This is a genomic window from Xanthomonas sp. LMG 12462, assembly GCF_009192885.1.
Taxonomy (GTDB): domain Bacteria; phylum Pseudomonadota; class Gammaproteobacteria; order Xanthomonadales; family Xanthomonadaceae; genus Xanthomonas_A; species Xanthomonas_A sontii.
In genome coordinates this window covers 13,682-33,052 of sequence record NZ_NMPP01000085.1, presented here as the reverse complement: position 1 = coordinate 33,052, position 19,371 = coordinate 13,682, and the positions used below count along the sequence as shown (strand labels likewise).

The following is a 19,371-nucleotide window of genomic DNA, read 5'->3' as shown; positions in this document are numbered from 1 at the left end:
CCGCCGTGCCGCGCGTGCAGGTTCCGGCGCCGGCGCTGTCGGCGGCAGGCGAGGCGCCGCTGACCACGCTGCCCGGCGTCGGTCCCAAGCTGGCGGAGAAATTCGCCGCGCGCGGTCTGTCCACCCTGCAGGACCTGTGGCTGCACCTGCCGCTGCGCTATGAGGACCGCACCCGCCTGACCACGGTGGCGGCGCTGCAGCCGGGCGTGCCCGCCCAGATCGAGGGGCGGGTGCAGGCGGTGGACCGCGGCTTCCGCTACCGGCCGATGCTGCGCGTGGCGGTGGCCGACGAGTCGCGCGGCACCCTGGTGCTGCGCTTCTTCCAGTTCCGTGCCGCGCAGGCGGCGCAGTTCGCGGTCGGCGCGCGCTTGCGCGCCTTCGGCACGCCCAAGCCGGGCCAGCACGGGCTGGAGTTCGTGCATCCCAGCTACCAGATCCTCGGCGAGGGCGACGATGCGGCGCTGGGCGATCGCCTGGATCCGGTGTACCCGGCGGTGGAGGGCGTCGGTCCGGCGACCGTGCGCCGGCTGATCGGCCAGGCGCTGGACCGGCTGCCGGAGGAGGCGGCACTGGAGCTGCTGCCGGCGTCGCTGCTGAGCGAACTTGGTCTGCCGTCGCTGCGCAGTGCGTTGCTGGTCGCGCACCGGCCGCCGCCGCAGGCCGACCTGGCCGCGCTCGCCGCCGGCCTGCATCCGGCGCAGCAGCGCCTGGCGCTGGAGGAACTGCTCGCGCATCACCTGAGCCTGCGCCGCCAGCGCATCGCCATGCAGTGCCAGCCGGCGCCGTCGCTGCGCGGCCGCGGGCTGCTGGCCAAGCGCCTGCAGCAGTCGCTGCCGTTCCAACTGACCGGTGCGCAGCAACGCGTGTTCGCGCAGATCCGCGCCGACCTGGAGCGGCCGACGCCGATGCTGCGGCTGGTGCAGGGCGACGTCGGCAGCGGCAAGACTGTGGTCGCCGCGCTGGCGGCGATGCTGGCGGTGGACAAGCGCAAGCAGGCGGCGCTGGCGGCGCCCACCGAACTGCTCGCCGAACAGCATCTGGCCAACCTGCGCGGTTGGCTGGAGCCGCTGGGCGTGCGTGTGGCCTGGCTGGCCGGCAAGGTCACCGGAAAGGCGCGCAGCGCGACCCTGGCGCAGATCGCCTCGGGCGAGGCGCAGGTGGTGGTCGGCACGCACGCGCTGATGCAGGAGGCGGTGCGCTTCCACGACCTGGCCCTGGCCATCGTCGACGAGCAGCACCGCTTCGGCGTGCACCAGCGCCTGGCGCTGCGCGACAAGGGCGCTTCCGGTGCGGGCGTGCCGCATCAACTGGTGATGACCGCCACGCCGATCCCGCGCACCCTGGCGATGGCCGCCTATGCCGATCTGGACGTCTCCTCGATCGACGAACTGCCGCCGGGACGCACGCCGGTGCAGACCATCGTGCTCAACGCCGAGCGCCGTCCCGAGCTGGTGCAGCGCATCCGTGTGGCCTGCGCCGAAGGCCGCCAGGCCTACTGGGTCTGCACCCTGATCGAAGAGGCCGAGGACAACGAGAAATCCGCGCAGGGCGGCGGCGCCGGCAACCGGCTCGAGGCCAGCGCCGCGCAGGCCACCTTCGAAGCGTTGTCGGCGCAGTTGCCGGAACTGCGCGTGGGCCTGGTCCACGGACGCATGAAGCCGGCGGAGAAGCAGGTGGCGATGCGCGCGTTCAAGCAGGGCGAGATCGACCTGCTGGTCGCCACCACGGTCATCGAGGTCGGCGTGGACGTGCCCAACGCCTCGCTGATGATCATCGAGAACGCCGAACGCCTGGGGCTGGCGCAGCTGCACCAGTTGCGCGGGCGGGTCGGGCGCGGCGCGGCGGCGTCGAGCTGCGTGCTCATGTACCAGGCGCCGCTGTCGGCGATGGCGCGGCAGCGTCTGGAAACCATGCGCCAGACCAACGACGGCTTCGTCATCGCCGAGAAGGATCTGGAACTGCGCGGTCCCGGCGAACTGCTCGGCACCCGCCAGACCGGCCTGGCCGCGTTCCGCGTGGCCGACCTGGCCCGCGACGCTGGCCTGCTGCCGCGCGTGCACGCGCTGGCCGACCGGCTGCTGGAGGAAGCGCCGGTCCTGGCCGACCGCATCGTCGCGCGCTGGGTCGGTGGGGCGGTGCGGTTTGCCGGGGCCTGAGGGGCTGGGATTCGGCATTGGGAATTGGGGATTCGTAAAAGCGGCCGCTCCTTCGGGGAGAAACGTGGTGGTGTCGCCTTTGCGAATCCCCGCTTTCAACAGCCGAATGGCTGGTCATCCCGACTCCCCAATCCCCGCGCCTTCCCATGCCTGCCCGGCAGTGCCAGACTCGGCGGCCGAATGGATGAGCGAAGCGACGCATGAGCGACAAGATTCCCCTGTTGATCGATACCGACCCCGGCGTGGACGACGCGCTGGCGCTGCTGATGGCCTTCGCCGATCCGCGCCACGAGGTGGTCGGGCTGACCATCGCCGCCGGCAACGTCGGCCTGCGCCACACCGTGCGCAATGCGCTGAAGCTGTGCGAGGTGGCCGGGCGCGAGGATGTGCCGGTGTTCGCCGGCTGCGCCGATCCGCTGCTGCACCCGTCGGTGGACGCCGGGCACGTGCACGGTCAGGACGGTTTCGGCGACGTCGACCTGCCGCCGGCCGCGCGCGGCGCCGAGGCCGAGCATGCCGCGCTGGCGATCCTGCGCCTGTCGCACCAGTACGCCGGGCGCCTGCTGCTGGTCGCGCTGGGGCCGCTGACCAACATCGCGCTGGCGCTGAAGCTGGACCCGACCCTGCCGCAGCGCGTCGGCCGCTTCCTGGTGATGGGCGGGGCGATCACCTGCCACGGCAACATCACCCCGGCCGCCGAGTTCAACATCGCCTTCGACCCGGAAGCCGCGCACATCGTGTTCAAGGCGTTCCCGCACATCGAAGTGGCGGATTGGGAGGCGACCGTGGCGCACGGCCTGCCGCACCGCGAGGTCGAGCAGTGGCTGGCGGTGGATGCGCCCAAGGCGCGCTTCTACGAGCTGATCTCGCGCAAGACCCGGCTGTGGTCGGAGGACGCCCGCGGCGAGCACTGGTATGCCGCCGACGCGCTGGCGATGGCCTGGGCGCTGCAGCCCGACGGCGCCGAGGAGGTGCAGTCGCGGCCGATGCAGATCGAGCTGTCCGGGGTGCATACCCGCGGCGCCACCCTGGTCGACTGGAACCGCCAGCTGGGCCTGCCGGACAACGCGACCATGCTCATCCGCTACGACCACGCCCGTTTCCTGGGCCTGGCCCGCGCGGCGGTCGGCGCCGGCTGAGCCTGGCGGTCCCGCCCGGCTCCGGGCGGGACCCCAGTGGTAGAACAGCCGCGAGCCGTCACCTCACTTGCCTTCACGTAAACGTTGCGTGCAGGGCGGCAGGGCTGTTATAGTTTCCCTCTTGTCCAGCAGCCACCTACGGTGCGAGCCCATGAAGGCCGACATCCATCCCCAGTACCGCGACGTCGTGTTCCACGATGTCACCTCCGATTTCAAGATCCTGACCCGTTCGACCATGTCCTCGAAAGAGACGGTCAAGTGGGAGGACGGCGAAGAGTATCCGCTGATCAAGGTCGAAATCTCCTCGGCTTCGCACCCGTTCTACACGGGCAAGCACAAGGTCATCGACACCAGCGGCCGCATCGACAAGTTCCAGAAGCGCTACGCGCGCTGATCGGAACCGTCTAACGGATGTAAAGCGACGGCCGCTTGCGCGGCCGTTTTGCTATCCGCCACATCCTGTCTTCCCGGCGTTGACGCGCCGGTGTCATCCTTCCGTGAAAGTGCGGCGAGGATGCAACGCTGTGTCGCTTTCCTGTCGCCATCGTGCAGCATGAGGGGTGAGCGACGACGCAAATGCTGCTGTGCGATAATGGCGCGATCCGTGGCGATTGCCGTGGACTTCCTTCACGCGTCTGTTCGCAACGTAATCGGACAGGCGCCTTCCATCGAGGAGCGCACACTGTGTCCGATCTTGATCAGGTCACGTTGAACGCCGGCGACAAGTCGGTCGTTCTTCCGGTACTCAAGCCCACCCTGGGCAACGATTGCGTCGACATTTCCAAGTTGACCAAGGAGACCGGTCTCTTCACCTACGACTCGGGCTTCACCGCGACCGCCAGCTGCAAGTCGGCGATCACCTACATCGACGGCGACAACGGCGTGCTGCTGTACCGCGGCTACCCGATCGAGCAGCTGGCCGAGAAGTCCAACTTCCTCGAAGTGGCCTATCTGCTGATGAACGGCGAGCTGCCCACCGCCGACGAATTCAAGAAGTTCGACCACGAAGTGACGCATCACACGATGATGCACGAGTCGCTGAAGAACTTCCTCGGCGGCTTCCGCCACGACGCGCACCCGATGGCGATGATGGCCGGTACCGTGGCCTCGCTGTCGGCGTTCTACCACGACACCCTCGACCTCAACGATCCGGAGCAGCGCCGCCTGGCCGCGATCCGTCTGATCGCCAAGGTGCCGACCATCGCCGCCGCCGCCTACCGCTACTCCATCGGTTGGCCGATCCGCTACCCACGCAACAACCTCGGCTACGTCGAGCGCTTCCTGCACATGATGTTCGAGGTGCCGAGCGAGCAACTGCAGATGAACCCGGTCGTGGCCAAGGCTCTGGACCTGCTGTTCATCCTGCACGCCGACCACGAGCAGAACGCCTCGACCTCGACCGTGCGTCTGGTCGGTTCCACCGGCGCCAATCCGTACGCCTCGGTCGCCGCGGGCATCACCGCGCTGTGGGGCCCGGCGCACGGCGGCGCCAACGAAGCCGTGCTGAAGATGCTGGAAGAGATCGGCACCGCCGACAACGTCGAGAGCGCCGTGGCCAAGGCCAAGGACAAGAACTCGAGCTTCCGCCTGATGGGCTTCGGCCACCGCGTGTACAAGAACTTCGACCCGCGCGCGAAGATCATCCGCGAGATGACCCACAAGGTGCTGGGCGAGCTGGGCGTCAACGACCCGCTGCTGGAAGTGGCGCTGAAGCTGGAAGAGGCCGCGCTGAAGGACGACTACTTCGTGCAGCGCAAGCTGTACCCGAACGTCGACTTCTACTCGGGCATCATCTACAAGGCGCTGAACATTCCGGTGGAGATGTTCACCGTGATGTTCGCCATCGCCCGTACCGCCGGCTGGGTCTCGCATTGGCTGGAGCAGCAGGTCGACCCGGAAATGAAGATCGGCCGTCCGCGCCAGATCTACACCGGCTACGACAAGCGCGACTACACCAGCGCCGACAAGCGCTGATCGATCGCCTCATGGCATCAGGAACGCCCCGCTTCGCGGGGCGTTTTTGTTTGCGCGGTCGAAGCGGGGAATGGCTGACATCCGCCTCCTCGCGCGCGCCACGCGCATGCGAGGTGGCACGGCGCCCGCCGCAGCCGACGCGCTGTGCGTTGCCGCTCAGCCGTACCGGTAGTCGGCGATGTCCTGCTCGGTCAGCAGTTGTCGCAGTTGCGGCATCGAGGCGCGGCGCATCGGCTTTTCGTCCACCTGCGACAGCGGCGCCTGGCGCAGCGCGTCGTAGGGCAGCACGGTCAGGTCGAAGGTCAGTTCCTCGGCGGTGAACAGCCACACAGGGAAGTCCTCGCTGCGCTCGCGGTCCAGGCGCAGGCGGCGGCTGCGCAGTTCGGCCGGGATCCGGTGTTCTTCGAGAAAACGTGCCACCGCCTCGGTGTCGTCGCTGTGCAGGTGCAGTTGCACCGGACTGTTGGCGTCGGCGGTACCGTCGTGCACCGGTCCGGCCAGGCGTGGCGCGAAGGCGTGCAGGAAGTCCATCGCGCGCAGCGCCGCCTCGCGGCGCCGGCGCAGTTCGCCGGCATGGTCGGGGCCGGCGAACAGCCGCTGGTATTCGCGCAGGGCGTCCTCGATCTCGCTGTTGCGCGGCAGCGAGGCGTCGTCGTGGATGCCGAGCCGGTCGGCGGCCTTGAGCTTGGCCTGGTGGAAATCGCGGATGCCGCCTTCGGCCATCAGCCGGGCGGCTTCATGCGCAAGCCGGCGGCGGCGTTCGTGCGTGCGGGTCCGGGCGTGTTGCCGAGCGTGGTGCATGGTGCGCCTCCCCTCAAAGCCTGCCCCGACTGTACCGCAGCCTTGCGAAATTCGGGTGTAGCCGGCGCCGCTGCCTGAGGCGGCGTCCGCCGGGCGAGGCGCGCCCGGCGGGAACTGCCCCGGCGAGCGCCGGGGCGGGGGAACGCGACGCGATCAGAAGATGTCGAATGCCGCGTCGTCGGTCTTCTGGTCCTGCAGGCTTTCGTCGAACTGCTGGATGCGGTCCATGTCCTCGGTCTTGACCCATTCCGTGGCGCCGTTGAGGCTGACCTGGACCATGCCGCCCGGCGGATCGTTGCGGGCGATCGGCTGATCCTTCAGCGCGACCCGCATGTAGTCGATCCAGATCGGCAGCGCCGCCTTGCCGCCGTATTCGCGGTAGCCGAGCGAGCGGTAGTCGTCGCGACCGACCCACACGGTGGTCACGTACGGGCCGCCGAAGCCGGAGAACCAGGCGTCGCGATGGTCGTTGGTCGAGCCGGTCTTGCCGCCCACGTCCTCGCGGCCGAGCACCTTGGCGGCGGTGCCGGTGCCGCGCTGGACCACGTCGCGCATCATCGACACCAATTGATAGGCGGTGCGCTCGTCGATGGCGCGCGGCGCCACCTTGGCCTCGGGGTCGGCGGGCTTCTCGGCGGCAGCCGCCGTGGCCGCGGGCTCTGCCGGCTTGGCCGCCGGCGGCGGCGTGGCCGCGCCGAAGTTGAAGCCGTCGACGACCTGGCTGACCGGTGCGGCGTTGCCGCCGACGCTGCCGCAACTGCGGCAGGCGGTCAGCGGATGTTCCTGGAACAGGACATTGCCGTCGCGGTCGGTGACCTTGTCGATGATCCAGGTGTTGACCAGCGAGCCGCCGTTGGCGAACACGGTGTACCCGCGCGCCACCGACAGCGGAGTCAGCGAGGCGGTGCCCAGCGACATCGACAGGTTCGGCGGCAACTCGGCTTCCTGGAAGCCGAACTGGCTGATGTACTTGCGCGCGAAGTCCACGCCGATGGCGTCCAGCAGGCGCACCGAGACCAGGTTGCGCGACTGCACCAGCGCCTCGCGCAGGCGCATCGGGCCGCGGAAGCCGCCGCCGTCGTTCTGCGGCGACCAGGTCTTGCCGCGGCGGTCGCGGAACACCACCGGTGCGTCGAGCACGATCGAGGCCGGGTTGAAGCCCTTCTCGAACGAGGCCGCGTACAGGAACGGCTTGAAGCTGGAGCCGGGCTGGCGGCGCGCCTGGGTGGCGCGGTTGAACTTGTTGCCGGCGTAGCTGAAGCCGCCGACCATGGCGCGCAGCGCGCCGTTGTTGGCGTCCAGCGACACCAGCGCGGCCTGGCCGCGCGGGATCTGGGTGATCTCCCATTCGCCCGGCTTGTCGCCTTCCTGGATGCGCACCAGGTCGCCGCGCTTGAGCAGGGTGGCGGGGCTGCGCCCGGTCCAGCGGCTGGCGGCCACCGGCAGCACCAGCTCGGTCTTGTTGGCGAGCACCACGGTGGCGCTGCCGTCGCTGCCGGTGCCGGCGACGATGCTGGGCAGCATCCCGCCTTGCGCGTAGACGCCGCTCAGGTGGCTGGCCAGGGCCGCCGCATCGGCAGTGGCCGGGACGTCGAAATGCTTTTCCACTCCATGCCAGCCGTGGCGGCGATCGTAGACGACCAGGCCCTGGCGCACGGCATGGTTGGCGGCGGCCTGCAGGGTCGCATCGATGCTGGTGTAGACGTGGTAGCCCTTGTCCAGCACGTCGCCGCCGAAGCGCGCGATCATTTCCTGGCGCACCAGCTCGGCCACGTACGGGGCCTCGACCTCGACCGGGCGCTCGTGCGGCGCGGCGTGCATCGGCACCGCCTTGGCCGCCTCGGCCTCGGCCGGGGTGATGAAGCCCAGCGCGGCCATGCGGCTGAGCACATAGTTGTCGCGGCGCTGCTTGGCGCGCTCGGGGTTGCTGATCGGGTTGCCGCTGGAGGGGAACTTGGGGATGCCGGCCAGCGAGGCCATCTCGTCCAGGCTCAGCTCGTTGAGCTTCTTGCCGTAGTAGTACTCGGCGGCGGCGGCGACGCCGTAGGCGCGGTTGCCGAAGAAGCTCTTGTTGAGATACAGCTCGAAGATCTCGTCCTTGGTCAGCTCGGCCTCGATCTTGCGCGCCAGCAGGATCTCCGCCAGCTTGCGGGTGTAGCTGTATTCCGAGCTCAGGAAGAACTGGCGGGCCACCTGCTGGGTGATGGTGGAGCCGCCCGGTACGCGCTTGTCGTTGGTGGTGGCCAGCAGCCACACCGCGCGGGCGATGCCCTTGTAGTCGACCCCGCCATGCTCGTAGAACCGGGCATCCTCGGTGGCCAGGAAGGCCTGCTTCAGCCGCTCCGGCACGTCCTTCATGGTGATGGGGTAGCGCCGGGTCTCGCCGAACAGCGCCATCAGCTTGCCGTCGCTGGAGTAGACGTACATCGGCTCCTGCAGTTCGACCTTGCGCAGGGTCTGCACGTCCGGGAGCTTGGAGGAGACGACGTAGTACAGCCCGCCTGCCACGGCGGCGCCGACCAGGCCAAGGAGGACGAACAAGACCAGCGCCCAGCGCAGCCAACGACGAAAACGGGGCATCGCGAGAGATTCCGATTGCAGATTTCTTGGGCGCAGAGTATAGAGTACGCCGGGGAACGGCTGGGGCCGGTTCCGGGGATGCGACGGGTTTGCTGCCGCAGGTCATGCCGTGACACGGATCGCGACATGCAACCGGGCGGTTGCCAATTGCAAAAAATTTGTTATTAATGCGCTGGCGCAACATTGGCGTCCAAGTGCCCGCCGGCAGGGGAAAATCCGTGGGGCTTATCCCAAAGAGTCAGCAGCCGCTGATCGGCATCGACATCAGCTCGACCGCGGTCAAGCTGCTGCAGCTTTCGCGTAACGGCAACCGGTTCCGGGTCGAGCATTACGCCGTCGAACCCTTGCCGCCCAATGCCGTGGTCGAGAAGAACATCGTCGAGGTCGAGGCGGTGGGCGAGGCGATCCGCCGCGCCGTGACCCGTTCCGGTACCCGCGCCAAGCATGCCGCGGCCGCCGTGGCCGGTTCGGCGGTGATCACCAAGGTGATCCCGATGCCGGCCGAGCTGGACGAGAGCGAGCTGGAAGCCCAGGTCGAGCTGGAGGCGGTGAACTACATCCCGTACCCGATCGACGAAGTGAACCTGGATTTCGAGGTGCTGGGCGTCATCCCCAACAACCCCGAGATGGTGCAGGTACTGCTGGCCGCCTCGCGCTCGGAGAACGTGGAACTGCGCCAGTCGGCCCTGGAACTGGGCGGGCTGGTGGCCAAGGTGATGGACGTGGAGGCCTTCGCGGTCGAGAACGCCTTCGCGCTGGTGGCCAGCGAGTTGCCGGTGGCCGCCGACGGCATCGTCGCCCTGGTCGACATCGGCGCCACCATGACCACCCTCAATGTCCTGCGTGGCGGGCGCAGCCTGTACAGCCGCGAGCAGGTGTTCGGCGGCAAGCAGCTGACCGACGAAGTGATGCGCCGCTACGGCCTGACCTACGAGGAAGCCGGCATGGCCAAGCGCCAGGGCGGGCTGCCGGAAAGCTACGAGGTCGAGGTGCTGGAGCCGTTCAAGGAAGCCACGGTGCAGCAGATCAGCCGCCTGCTGCAGTTCTTCTATGCCGGCAGCGAATTCAACCGCGTCGACCATATCGTGCTGGCCGGCGGCTGCGCCGCCCTGGCCGGATTGCCGGAGATGGTGGAGGAGCAACTGGGCGTGGCCACGGTGGTCGCCAACCCGTTGGCGCAGATGACCCTGGGGCCGAAGGTGCAGGCGCATGCGCTGGCCCAGGACGCGCCGGCGCTGATGATCGCCACCGGCCTGGCGCTGAGGAGCTTCGACTGATGGCGAAGATCAATCTGCTGCCCTGGCGGGCGGAACGGCGCAAGCAGCGCGAACGCGAGTTCTATTCGATGCTTGGCCTGGCCGCGTTCGCCGGGGTGCTGCTGGCGGGGCTGATCTGGTTCTACTACGACTTGCAGATCAGCGGCCAGAACGAGCGCAACGCGTATCTGCAGGCCGAGATCGAGAAGGTCCAGGCGCAGAACAAGGAAATCGACACCCTCGACGAGAAGAAGCGCCGCCTGCTGGCGCGCAAGCAGGTGATCGAGGAACTGCAGGCCAAGCGCTCGCAGATGGTGCACCTGTTCGACTCGCTGGTGCGGACCATTCCCGACGGCGTGGTGCTGACCTCGGTGAAGCAGGAAGGCGACATGCTGACCCTGGAGGGCCGCTCGCAGTCCAACGCGCGGGTCAGTACCTACATGCGCAACCTCGAGGGCTCTGGCTGGATGACCAATCCGGAGCTGACGGTGATCGAGGCCAAGGCCCAGGAGAAGGAAGCCAAGGGGCCGATCGTCGATACCAAGGCGCTGCCGTACGTGTTCACGCTGCGGGTCAAGCTGCCGGTGCCGGGCGAGAGCACCGATCCGGCCGCCGCCGGGACGGCACCTGCGGGTTCCGCTGCGCCCGGAACACCCGGCGCAGCCCCCGCGGGCGGCGCGCCTGGCACGCCGCCGGCGCAGGCCCCGGGCGCTCCTGCGCCTGCACCTGCCGCGGGCAGTCCTGCCGCACCGGCGCCGGTCACCGCGCCGGCACCCGCCGCCACGCCAGCGAAACAGGGACCGGCGTCATGAGCAAGAAATTCAACATCAAAGAGCTGGATTTCAACAACATCGGCAATTGGCCGCAGCAGGCCAAGATCGTGTTCTGCGTGCTGGTGACCCTGTTCATCCTGACCCTGTCCTGGTTCCTGCTGATCAGCAGCAAGAGCGACGAGTTGCAGGCGCTGGAGCAGAAGGAAACCGAACTGCGCGCCTCCTTCGAGAAGGAGCAGAGCCGTGCGGTGAACCTGCAGCCGCTGAAGCAGCAACTGGTGCAGATGGAGCAGGTGCTGCAGCAGATGCTGCGGCAGCTGCCGAGCAAGACCGAGATGCCCGATCTGATCATCGACATCTCGCAGACCGCGCTGTCCAGCGGCCTGACCAACGAGTTGTTCCAGCCGGGCCCGGAGTCGCCGAAGGAGTTCTACGCGGAGAAGCCGATCGCCCTGCGCATGGTCGGCAGCTACCACCAGTTCGGCGCCTTCGTCAGTGGCGTGGCCTCGCTGCCGCGGGTGGTGATCCTGACCATGCACGACATCAACCTGAAGCCGCGCGACAAGAGCAACGGCATCACCGCGCGCGGCGAGCTGGAGCTGTCCGGTACGGTCAAGACCTATCGCTACCTGGACGACAAGGAAATGGCCGACCAGGAACAGGCCGCGGCGGCCGCGAAGAAGGCCGGCAAGCAAGGCGGTGGCGCATGAGCCGGCAGCATCGGGTGGTCAGGATTCTCGTTGCGGGCGCGCTGGCGCTGGTGCTTGGCGCTTGCGGCCGCACCATCACCAGCACGCCGGGCGATGCGCCGAATCTGGAGAACTGGGTGAAGGAAGTGCGCGCGCGACCGGCGCAGCCGCTGGAGCCGTTGCCGGTGATGCAGCAGTTCGAAACCTTCGAGTATGCGGCGCAGGGCCTGCGCGATCCGTTCAGCGATGCCTGGGCCAGTCCCGACGGCAGCAGCGGCCTGCGCCCGGATCCGAACCGCCGCAAGGAACCGCTGGAACAGTTCCCGCTGGACAGCCTCAACATGGTCGGCACGCTGGGCAGCGGCGCGGGCCAGGTGGCGCTGGTGATGGCGCCGGACAAGGTGACCTACCGCGTGCGTCCGGGCGTGTACATGGGGCAGAGCGATGGCCGCGTGACCGGGGTGCACGAGGATCGCATCGATTTGATTGAACTGGTGCCGGATGGCGCCGGCGGCTGGCTGGAACGTCCCGCCTCCGTCGCGCTGGACGATCAATGATTGATTATGGGGATAGCACGATGACTTTTTCCAAAGCCCTGAGCCTGCGCCCCATCCGGCGCCACGCGACGATGCGGCTATGCGCGTTGGGGTTGGCGGCGATGCTCGGGAATGCGGTCGTCGCCAGCGCGGCGCCGCCCGCCGCGCCTGTTGCCGCGTCTCCCGCACCTGCGGCGGCGTCGGCCAAGCTCACGGTGTCGAAGATCGACTTCAAGCGCGGCGACGGCGGTGCGGGGCGGCTGATCCTGTCCTTCAACGGCACCGGCGCCAGCCCGGACCTGCGCACCCAGGGCAACAGCGTGGTGGTCGATGTCGGCGACGCCACGCTGCCGCCGGAGTTGCAGCGTCCGCTCAACGTCACCGACTTCGCCACGCCGGTGCAGCGCATCGATGCCAAGCCCTATGCGGGCGGCGCCGAGCTGGTGCTGAACACCAATGGCGCGTTCGAATCGCTGGCTTATCAGTCGGGCAACGAGTACGTGGTCGAGATCACTCCGCGCGCCGCCGCGCCGGCGGTGGGCGCGGTCACCGCGACCACGGTCAGCCAGGCCGCCGCGCAGGTGGCCGCCCGCGGCTACAGCGGCAAGCCGGTGACCTTCAACTTCCAGGACGTGCCGGTGCGCACGGTGCTGCAGTTGATCGCCGAGGAGTCCAATCTCAATATCGTCGCCTCCGACACTGTGCAGGGCAGCGTCACCCTGCGCCTGGTCAATGTGCCCTGGGACCAGGCGCTGGACATCGTGTTGCGCGCCAAGGGCCTGGACAAGCGCCGCGACGGCAAGGTGATCTGGGTCGCACCGCAGCAGGAGCTGGCCAAGTTCGAGCAGGACAAGGAAGACGCGCGCATCGCGATCGAGAACCGCGAGGACCTGATCACCGACTACGTGCAGATCAACTATCACAGCGCCACGGCGATCTTCAAGGCGCTGACCGAGGCCAAGGGGATCGGCGGCGGTAGCGGTGGTGGCAGTGGCGGCGCGGGTGGCAGCGGCAACAGCCAGAACGACAATGGCTTCCTGTCGCCGCGCGGGCGCCTCGTCGCCGACGAGCGCACCAACACGCTGATGATCAGCGACATCCCGAAGAAGGTCGCGCAGATGCGCGAGCTGATCAACGTGATCGACCGCCCGGTCGACCAGGTGCTGATCGAGGGCCGCATCGTCATCGCCACCGATACCTTCGCCCGCGATCTGGGTGCCAAGTTCGGTGTCGGCGCGACGCGCACCTATGGGGACAATGTCGCTACGGTCGGAAGCAACGCGGCTGGCGGCGGCGTCAATACGCGTGGTCTCAACGTCGATCTGAGCGGTCCGACCTTCACCAGCGCGCAGACCCTGCCCAGTCTTGCCTACACCCTGCTCGGCAAGAACTTCAATCTGGACCTGCAGCTGTCGGCATTGCAGGAAGAGGGGCGGGGCGAAGTCATTTCCAATCCGCGCATCGTGACATCCAACCAGCGCGAGGCGGTGATCAAGCAGGGCAAGGAGATCGGCTACGTCACCATCACCGGCGGCACCGCTGGCGCTGCCCCCACGCCGAACGTGCAGTTCAAGGAAGTGTTGCTGGAGCTGAAGGTGACCCCGACCATCACCGACGACAATCGTGTGTTCTTGAACATGAGCGTCAAGAAGGACGAAGTCGAGCGTTTCGTGGTCCTGCAGGGCTACGGCACCATTCCCGAGATCAACCGCCGCGAGATCAACACCGCGGTGCTGGTCGACGATGGGCAGACGGTGGTCATCGGCGGTGTCTACGAGTTCAACGACCGCAGCAGCATCTCCAAGGTGCCGTTCCTGGGCGACGTGCCGTTCTTGGGCAATCTGTTCAAGAAGCGTGGCCGCAACAAGACCAAGGCCGAATTGCTGATCTTCGTGACCCCGAAGGTGATGCACGTGGCCAAGCGCGCGCCAGCCTGAGCTGCCTCAAGCAGGTTGGATTCTTCGACGGGAGAGGCGCAAGCCTCTCCCGTCGGCGTTTATGCCCATCGATGAGGAAATCCTGAATTCGCAGCACGCGGCGTCCGCCGTGCGCGGAACCATTTTCACCGGCGATCGGTCAGACTGCACAAATGAACACTCCATCCCCGACCCTCGATTCCCCGCCGGCCGCGCCCGAGCAGCAGCGCCTGCATGCCGCGTTCGTCGCCCTGCGCGACGGCCTGTCCCAGACCATCGTCGGCCAGTCGGCGCTGGTGGAGCGCCTGCTGATTGCGCTGCTCGCCGATGGCCATCTGCTGGTCGAAGGCGCGCCCGGCCTGGCCAAGACCACCGCGATCCGCGCCCTGGCCTCGCGCCTGGAAGCGGATTTCGCCCGCGTCCAGTTCACCCCCGACCTGCTCCCGGCCGACCTTACCGGCACCGAGGTGTGGCGCCCGCAGGAGAGCCGCTTCGAGTTCCTGCCCGGGCCGATCTTCCACCCGATCCTGCTCGCCGACGAAATCAACCGTGCGCCGGCCAAGGTGCAATCGGCCCTGCTCGAGGCGATGGGCGAGCGCCAGGTCACCGTCGGCCGGCACACCTATGCGCTGCCGAAGCTGTTCCTGGTGATGGCGACACAGAACCCGATCGAGCAGGAGGGCACCTTCCCGCTGCCGGAGGCGCAGCTGGACCGCTTCCTCATGCATGTGCGGATCGGCTACCCGGAAGCGGCCGCGGAGGCGGAGATCCTGCGCCTGGCGCGCGAGCGCGCCCGCGAGACGCTGGAGGCCGGCGAGGCGCCGCCGCCGCGCATGCCGCTGGAAGACGTATTCGCGGCACGCCGTGCGGTGCTGGCGCTGCACATGGCACCGCCGCTGGAGCGCTATCTGATCGAACTGGTGCTGGCCTCGCGCGATGCCAGCGGCTACGACGCCGCGTTGGCGCGGCGCATCGCCTGGGGCGCGAGTCCGCGCGGTTCGATCGCATTGGAGCGGTGCGCCCGCGCCCGCGCCTGGCTGGCCGGACGCGACTTCGTTACGCCCGACGACGTGCGCGCGGTCGCCGCCGATGTGCTGCGCCACCGCGTGCTGCCCAGCTACGAAGCCACCGCCGAAGGCTGGGACGGCGATCGTCTGGTCGCCGCCCTGCTGGACAAGGTGCCGCCGCCGTGAGCGGACGTCGCCAGGTACGGCTGTTGCCCGCCGCCCGCCTCCGCGCGGAGTAACGACGATGGCACCGCAGCCGACTGCGCCGGGCATGCCGCACGCTGCCGCGCCGGCCGAGGCGGGGATCCGTCCCAGCCTGGCCGAGCTGGTCGCCCTGCGCGCCGCGGTCGCACGCATGCCGCCGCCGCGCCGAGGCCGCCATGGCCTCAGTGGCGCCGCCCCGTCGCCGATGCGCGGGCGCGGCATGGAGTACGCCGAGTCGCGCGAGTACGTGGCCGGCGACGACGTGCGGCACATCGACTGGCGGCTGACTGCGCGCAGCGGCCGCACCCACACCAAATTGTTCCAGGCCGAGCGCGAACGGCTCAGTCTGATCGTCGCCGACACCGCGCCGTCGCTGTACTTCGGCACGCGCGTGCGCTTCAAGTCGGTGCAGGCGGCGCGTGCCGGGGCGGTGGCAGCGTGGGCGGCGCAGCGCCAGGGCGATCGCCTGGCCGCCTTGCGCGGCAGCCGCAGCGAAGCGCCGGTGCCGCCCGCTGCCGGGCCGCGCGGCGTGCTGCGCGTGCTGGATGCGCTGGCGCGCTGGTATGCGCAGCCGCCGCAGGACGATGCCGGCCTGAGCATGGCGCTGGATCACGCGGCCAAGCTGCTGCGCCCGGGATCGCGCCTGACCGTGCTGGCCGATCCGGCCAGTGCGCAGGCCGTGCCCGCAGCGCGCTGGGCCGGGCTGGCGCTGCACAACGAAGTGGAGTTGCTGCTGCTCGCCGATCCGCTGGAAGTGCATCCGCCACGTGCCGCCCTGCCGTTCTGGGCAAGCGGCCGCCGCGTGGAGGTGGATCTGCTGGCGAGTACCGCGCAACAGCGCTGGCGTGCGCAATTCGTGCAGCCGTTGGAAACCCTGGCGGCGGAACTGCCGGGCCGCGGCGTGCAGGTGCGGGTGTTGCTGAGCGACGCACCCAGCGAGTCGTGGTTGCTGCCGGTGCAACGGGGGGCGTCGGCATGAGCCCGCAGCAATTGCCCCTGCGCGATGTGCATCTGCCGCCGGCACCGGCCTGGTGGCCGCCCGCACCGGGCTGGTGGATGCTGGCGGCGGTGCTGCTGCTGACGCTCGGCGTGGCGCTGTTGGTATGGATGCGCCGGCGCCGGCGCGAGCAGCGCTGGCAGCGTCAGTTCGATGCGGCGACGCGTACGGGCGAACCGCCGGCGCAGGTGGCCGCGGTCTCTGAGTTGTTGCGGCGTGCGGCGCAACGCCGCGATCCGGCCGCTGCGACGCTGCAGGGCGAGGACTGGCTGCGCTTCCTGGACGGTGGTGACAAGCGTCAGGATTTCTCCACCGGCCCTGGCCGTGTGCTGCTCGATGGCGGCTACCGGCCCAGCGTGGACCCGGCGCAGGTGCAGGCGCTCCTGCCGCTGGCGCGGCGCCGCTTCCTGGCGTTGATGGCGGCGCGGCGTGGAGGACGGCGATGAGCCTGGTGTCGTCGTCGTGGCAGAGCCTCAGCGACCTGCTGGCCGGCTTCGCCTGGCCGTGGATGTGGCTGGCGATGCCGCTGCCCCTGCTGGCCAATCTGCTGCTGCCGGCACGGCGCGGCAATGCGCCGGCCTTGCGCGTGCCCTATGGCGAACGCCTGCAGGCCGTGGCCGCCGCGCCGGCACGCGGCGGGCTGTGGCGCGCCAGCGTGTGGCTGGCCTGGCTGGCCTGGTTCTGCCTGTGCGCGGCGGCGGCGCGGCCGCTGCAATTGGGCGAACCCATCGCGCCACCGCAGCAGGCGCGGCAGCTGATGCTGGCGGTGGATCTGTCCGGCAGCATGAGCGAGCCCGACATGACCCTGGGCGGGCGCGTGGTCGATCGGCTGACCGCGGCCAAGGCTGTGCTGGCCGACTTTCTCGATCGCCGCGATGGCGACCGCATCGGCCTGCTGGTGTTCGGCCAGCAGGCGTATGCGCTGACTCCGTTGACTGCGGATCTGGCCACGGTGCGCGACCAGTTGCGCGACAGCGTGGTCGGCCTGGCCGGGCGCGAGACCGCGCTGGGCGACGCGATCGCGCTGGCGGTCAAGCGCCTGCGCGAGCAGAAGCAGGGCGAGCGCGTGCTGATCGTGCTCACCGACGGCGTCAACACCGCCGGCGTGCTCGACCCGCTGAAGGCCGCCGAACTGGCCAAGGCCGAACACGTGCGTGTGTACACCATCGCCTTCGGTGGCGATGGCGGCATGTCCCTGTTCGGCCTGCCGATCCCCGGCAGCGGCGGCGACGACCAGGTCGACGAGGACACGCTGCGCAAGATCGCGCAGGACACCGGCGGGCGCTTCTTCCGCGCCCGCGACACCGCCGAGCTGGCCTCGATCTATGCCGAACTGGACCGGCTCGAGCCGGTACGTTCGGCCGGTCCGGCGGTGCGGCCGCGGATCGAGCGCTACGCCTGGCCGCTGGCGGCGGCGCTGGCGCTGGCGTTGCTGTCCTTCATCTGGCCCTGGAGGCGGCAATGACCCGCGCGATGGAGTTCCTCCAGGCATTGCACCTGTTGCGCCCCGAATGGCTGTGGGCGCTGCTGTTGCTGCCGTTGCTCGGCTGGAGCTGGTGGCGCCGGCGGCGGCGCCATGACATCTGGCGGCGCACGGTGGACCCGCATCTGTTGCCGCATCTGCTCGCGCGTGGCGATGCCAAGGGCAGCGCTGGCCTGTTGCTGGGCGCGCTGGGCTATGCGCTGGCGGTGCTGGCGCTGGCCGGACCGAGCTGGCGCCAGGAACAGCAGCCGCTGTGGCAGGCGCGCACGCCGTTGGTGATCGCGCTGGACCTGTCCGCGCAGATCGACGCGCGCGACCTGCCGCCGTCGCGGCTGCTGCAGGCGCGGGCCAAGCTGGCGCGGCTGCTGCACGAGCGCGCCGGCGGCGAAGTGGCGCTTGTGGCCTACGCTGGCGAGCCGTACACGGTGGCGCCGCTGACCGACGATGCGGCGAACGTGGCCCTGTTCCTCGACGCGCTGTCGCCGCAGGTGATGCCGGTGGCGGGGCAGCGCACCGACCTGGCGATCGATTGGGCGGCGCAGTTGCTGCGCCAGGCCGGCTTCTCCCGCGGCGACATCCTGGTGCTCAGCGACCAGGCCGACGCGCAGGCGCAGCAGGCCGCGGCGCGCGCGGCCAGGCAGGGCTATCACGTGTCCGCGCTTGGGCTGGGCACGGCGCAGGGCGCGGCCTACCGCGACGACCAGGGTCGGCTGTCGCACGCGCAATTGGATGCGGGCGCGCTGCGCGCGCTGGCGGAAGCGGGCGCGGGCCGCTACGCGGCGTTGATGCCAGACGATACGGATCTGCGCGCGCTGGGCGTGCTGCGGCCGCAGGAAGCGGACGCCACGGCGGCCGACGAAAGCCATGGCCGCGTGTGGCTCGATCAAGGCTATTGGTTGCTGCCGCCGCTGATGCTGCTGGCCTTGCTCGCGTTCCGCCGTCGCGGTGGCGCCGCGGTGCTGCTGCTGGTGTTGGCGCCGCTGGCGATGCCGCTACGGGTGCATGCGCAGGCTCAGGTGCCAGCGCCGGCACCGGCACCTGGTCCTGTCGCAGGCGGGTGGTGGGAACGTGCCGACCAGGTCCGCCAGCAACGGCTCGATGCAGGCGTGCAGGCCTACCGCAAGGGCGATTTCGCCGCCGCGCAACAGCAGTTCGAAGGCATCGACAGCGACGCCGGCTGGTACAACCTCGGCAATGCGCTGGCACGGCAGGGCCGTTACGACGAGGCGATCGACGCCTACGACAAGGCGCTGAAACTGCATCCGCGCATGGCCGATGCGATCGCCAACCGCGCCGCGGTGGAGGCCGCGCGCAAGCGCCAGTCGTCGCAGGACTCCAAGTCCGGCCAGCAGGGCAAGGACGGCAAGCAGCAGAAGAGCGGGCAGTCGCAGAACGGCCAGCAACAGAACGGTCAACAGCAAAACGGTCAACAGCAGGCGGGTCAGCAGCAGAACGGCGCCCAGCAGAACCCGCAGCAGAAGAACCAGCAGCAGAAGAACCAGCAGCAAAACGGCCAGCAGCGCGACGGCCAGCAGGGACGCGATGGCGCCAAGGACGCGCGGCAGGCGCCGCCGAAGCCGGGCGATGCACAGGCGCAACAGCAGGCCGATGCGGCGCAGCGCCAGCAGATGCAGCAGGCGATGGCACAGCAGGGCGGCACCGACAAACAGGCCGCCGAGCGCGCCGCTGCCGCCGCGAACGAGACGCCGCAGCAACGCGAGCAGCGTCAGGCGGTCGAGGCGTGGCTACGGCGGGTGCCGGACGATCCGGGCAATCTGCTGCGCGCCAAATTCAGGCTGGAACACGAACGCAGGCAGCGGGAACAAGAACCATGATCCACTTCAAGCGACTCGGCCAGGG

16 protein-coding genes are annotated in these 19,371 nt (G+C 69.2%); 14 read left to right on the top strand and 2 right to left on the bottom strand.

Going from position 1 to position 19,371, the window contains the following annotated elements; all coding sequences use genetic code 11:
• Positions 1-5 precede the first annotated feature (5 nt).
• The 4 genes from recG (at position 6) to CEK69_RS18850 (ending at position 5,269) form a co-directional block, all read left to right on the top strand.
• Positions 6-2,156: an ATP-dependent DNA helicase RecG gene (recG, locus tag CEK69_RS18865; protein ID WP_152247343.1), complete on the top strand. Its 2,151-nt coding sequence runs from the start codon at positions 6-8 to the stop codon at positions 2,154-2,156.
• A 200-nt stretch (positions 2,157-2,356) separates the two neighbouring features.
• Complete coding sequence (locus tag CEK69_RS18860; RefSeq protein WP_017914112.1) at positions 2,357-3,295, top strand: nucleoside hydrolase; 939 nt, start codon at positions 2,357-2,359, stop codon at positions 3,293-3,295.
• Between the two features lie 151 nt (positions 3,296-3,446).
• Complete coding sequence (locus tag CEK69_RS18855) at positions 3,447-3,689, top strand: type B 50S ribosomal protein L31 (RefSeq protein ID WP_010341537.1); 243 nt, start codon at positions 3,447-3,449, stop codon at positions 3,687-3,689.
• Positions 3,690-3,979: 290 nt separating this feature from the next.
• On the top strand, positions 3,980-5,269 hold the full coding sequence (locus CEK69_RS18850; protein ID WP_026143410.1) for a citrate synthase: 1,290 nt from the start codon (positions 3,980-3,982) through the stop codon (positions 5,267-5,269).
• 156 nt (positions 5,270-5,425) lie between these two features.
• Here the strand turns inward: CEK69_RS18850 and CEK69_RS18845 are convergent, their stop codons facing one another.
• A complete protein-coding gene (locus CEK69_RS18845; protein WP_152236124.1) occupies positions 5,426-6,070 on the bottom strand; it encodes a hypothetical protein in 645 nt (214 codons plus the stop codon).
• Between the two features lie 153 nt (positions 6,071-6,223).
• On the bottom strand, positions 6,224-8,650 hold the full coding sequence (locus tag CEK69_RS18840) for a penicillin-binding protein 1A (RefSeq protein ID WP_148830004.1): 2,427 nt from the start codon (positions 8,648-8,650) through the stop codon (positions 6,224-6,226).
• Between the two features lie 218 nt (positions 8,651-8,868).
• Here CEK69_RS18840 and CEK69_RS18835 point away from each other — a divergent pair, with 218 nt between their 5' ends.
• The 10 genes from CEK69_RS18835 to CEK69_RS18790 all read left to right on the top strand — a co-directional run bounded on the left by CEK69_RS18835 (position 8,869) and on the right by CEK69_RS18790 (position 19,346).
• Positions 8,869-9,927, top strand: a complete 1,059-nt coding sequence (locus CEK69_RS18835) for a pilus assembly protein PilM (RefSeq protein WP_017908825.1) — start codon at positions 8,869-8,871, stop codon at positions 9,925-9,927.
• Positions 9,927-10,718, top strand: a complete 792-nt coding sequence (locus tag CEK69_RS18830) for a PilN domain-containing protein (RefSeq protein WP_150411212.1) — start codon at positions 9,927-9,929, stop codon at positions 10,716-10,718. Before CEK69_RS18835 ends, CEK69_RS18830 begins: the two co-directional genes overlap by 1 nt.
• On the top strand, positions 10,715-11,389 hold the full coding sequence (locus CEK69_RS18825) for a type 4a pilus biogenesis protein PilO (RefSeq protein ID WP_017914107.1): 675 nt from the start codon (positions 10,715-10,717) through the stop codon (positions 11,387-11,389). The genes CEK69_RS18830 and CEK69_RS18825 overlap by 4 nt, the downstream gene beginning before the upstream one ends.
• A complete protein-coding gene (locus tag CEK69_RS18820) occupies positions 11,386-11,925 on the top strand; it encodes a pilus assembly protein PilP (RefSeq protein ID WP_026143551.1) in 540 nt (179 codons plus the stop codon). Before CEK69_RS18825 ends, CEK69_RS18820 begins: the two co-directional genes overlap by 4 nt.
• A 20-nt stretch (positions 11,926-11,945) precedes the next feature.
• Positions 11,946-13,841 carry a type IV pilus secretin PilQ family protein gene (locus CEK69_RS18815; protein ID WP_152247341.1) on the top strand — a complete coding sequence of 632 codons (1,896 nt, stop codon included), beginning with the start codon at positions 11,946-11,948 and terminating at the stop codon, positions 13,839-13,841.
• 152 nt (positions 13,842-13,993) lie between these two features.
• Positions 13,994-15,013, top strand: coding sequence for a MoxR family ATPase (locus CEK69_RS18810; protein ID WP_017914104.1), 1,020 nt, complete (start codon positions 13,994-13,996; stop codon positions 15,011-15,013).
• Between the two features lie 58 nt (positions 15,014-15,071).
• Positions 15,072-16,010, top strand: a complete 939-nt coding sequence (locus CEK69_RS18805) for a DUF58 domain-containing protein (RefSeq protein WP_152247339.1) — start codon at positions 15,072-15,074, stop codon at positions 16,008-16,010.
• Positions 16,007-16,474 (top strand): DUF4381 domain-containing protein, encoded by a 468-nt coding sequence (locus CEK69_RS18800; protein ID WP_152181022.1) that lies wholly within the window; start codon positions 16,007-16,009, stop codon positions 16,472-16,474. The genes CEK69_RS18805 and CEK69_RS18800 overlap by 4 nt, the downstream gene beginning before the upstream one ends.
• A complete protein-coding gene (locus CEK69_RS18795) occupies positions 16,471-17,493 on the top strand; it encodes a VWA domain-containing protein (protein WP_148829531.1) in 1,023 nt (340 codons plus the stop codon). The genes CEK69_RS18800 and CEK69_RS18795 overlap by 4 nt, the downstream gene beginning before the upstream one ends.
• The gene (locus tag CEK69_RS18790) at positions 17,490-19,346 is read left to right on the top strand and encodes a VWA domain-containing protein (protein WP_152247337.1); all 1,857 of its coding nucleotides are present in this window, start codon (positions 17,490-17,492) and stop codon (positions 19,344-19,346) included. The genes CEK69_RS18795 and CEK69_RS18790 overlap by 4 nt, the downstream gene beginning before the upstream one ends.
• Positions 19,347-19,371 lie beyond the last annotated feature (25 nt).

Bases quoted from the DNA above. Each gene is read 5' to 3' on its own strand.
- CEK69_RS18800 (WP_152181022.1), top strand. From the start codon at position 16,007: ATGAGCCCGCAGCAATTGCCCCTGCGCGATGTGCATCTGCCGCCGGCA.
- CEK69_RS18825 (WP_017914107.1), top strand. From the start codon at position 10,715: ATGAGCAAGAAATTCAACATCAAAGAGCTGGATTTCAACAACATCGGC.
- CEK69_RS18845 (WP_152236124.1), bottom strand. From the start codon at position 6,070: ATGCACCACGCTCGGCAACACGCCCGGACCCGCACGCACGAACGCCGC.
- CEK69_RS18820 (WP_026143551.1), top strand. From the start codon at position 11,386: ATGAGCCGGCAGCATCGGGTGGTCAGGATTCTCGTTGCGGGCGCGCTG.
- CEK69_RS18815 (WP_152247341.1), top strand. From the start codon at position 11,946: ATGACTTTTTCCAAAGCCCTGAGCCTGCGCCCCATCCGGCGCCACGCG.
- CEK69_RS18805 (WP_152247339.1), top strand. From the start codon at position 15,072: ATGGCACCGCAGCCGACTGCGCCGGGCATGCCGCACGCTGCCGCGCCG.
- CEK69_RS18810 (WP_017914104.1), top strand. From the start codon at position 13,994: ATGAACACTCCATCCCCGACCCTCGATTCCCCGCCGGCCGCGCCCGAG.
- CEK69_RS18830 (WP_150411212.1), top strand. From the start codon at position 9,927: ATGGCGAAGATCAATCTGCTGCCCTGGCGGGCGGAACGGCGCAAGCAG.
- CEK69_RS18840 (WP_148830004.1), bottom strand. From the start codon at position 8,650: ATGCCCCGTTTTCGTCGTTGGCTGCGCTGGGCGCTGGTCTTGTTCGTC.
- CEK69_RS18855 (WP_010341537.1), top strand. From the start codon at position 3,447: ATGAAGGCCGACATCCATCCCCAGTACCGCGACGTCGTGTTCCACGAT.
- CEK69_RS18860 (WP_017914112.1), top strand. From the start codon at position 2,357: ATGAGCGACAAGATTCCCCTGTTGATCGATACCGACCCCGGCGTGGAC.
- CEK69_RS18790 (WP_152247337.1), top strand. From the start codon at position 17,490: ATGACCCGCGCGATGGAGTTCCTCCAGGCATTGCACCTGTTGCGCCCC.
- CEK69_RS18795 (WP_148829531.1), top strand. From the start codon at position 16,471: ATGAGCCTGGTGTCGTCGTCGTGGCAGAGCCTCAGCGACCTGCTGGCC.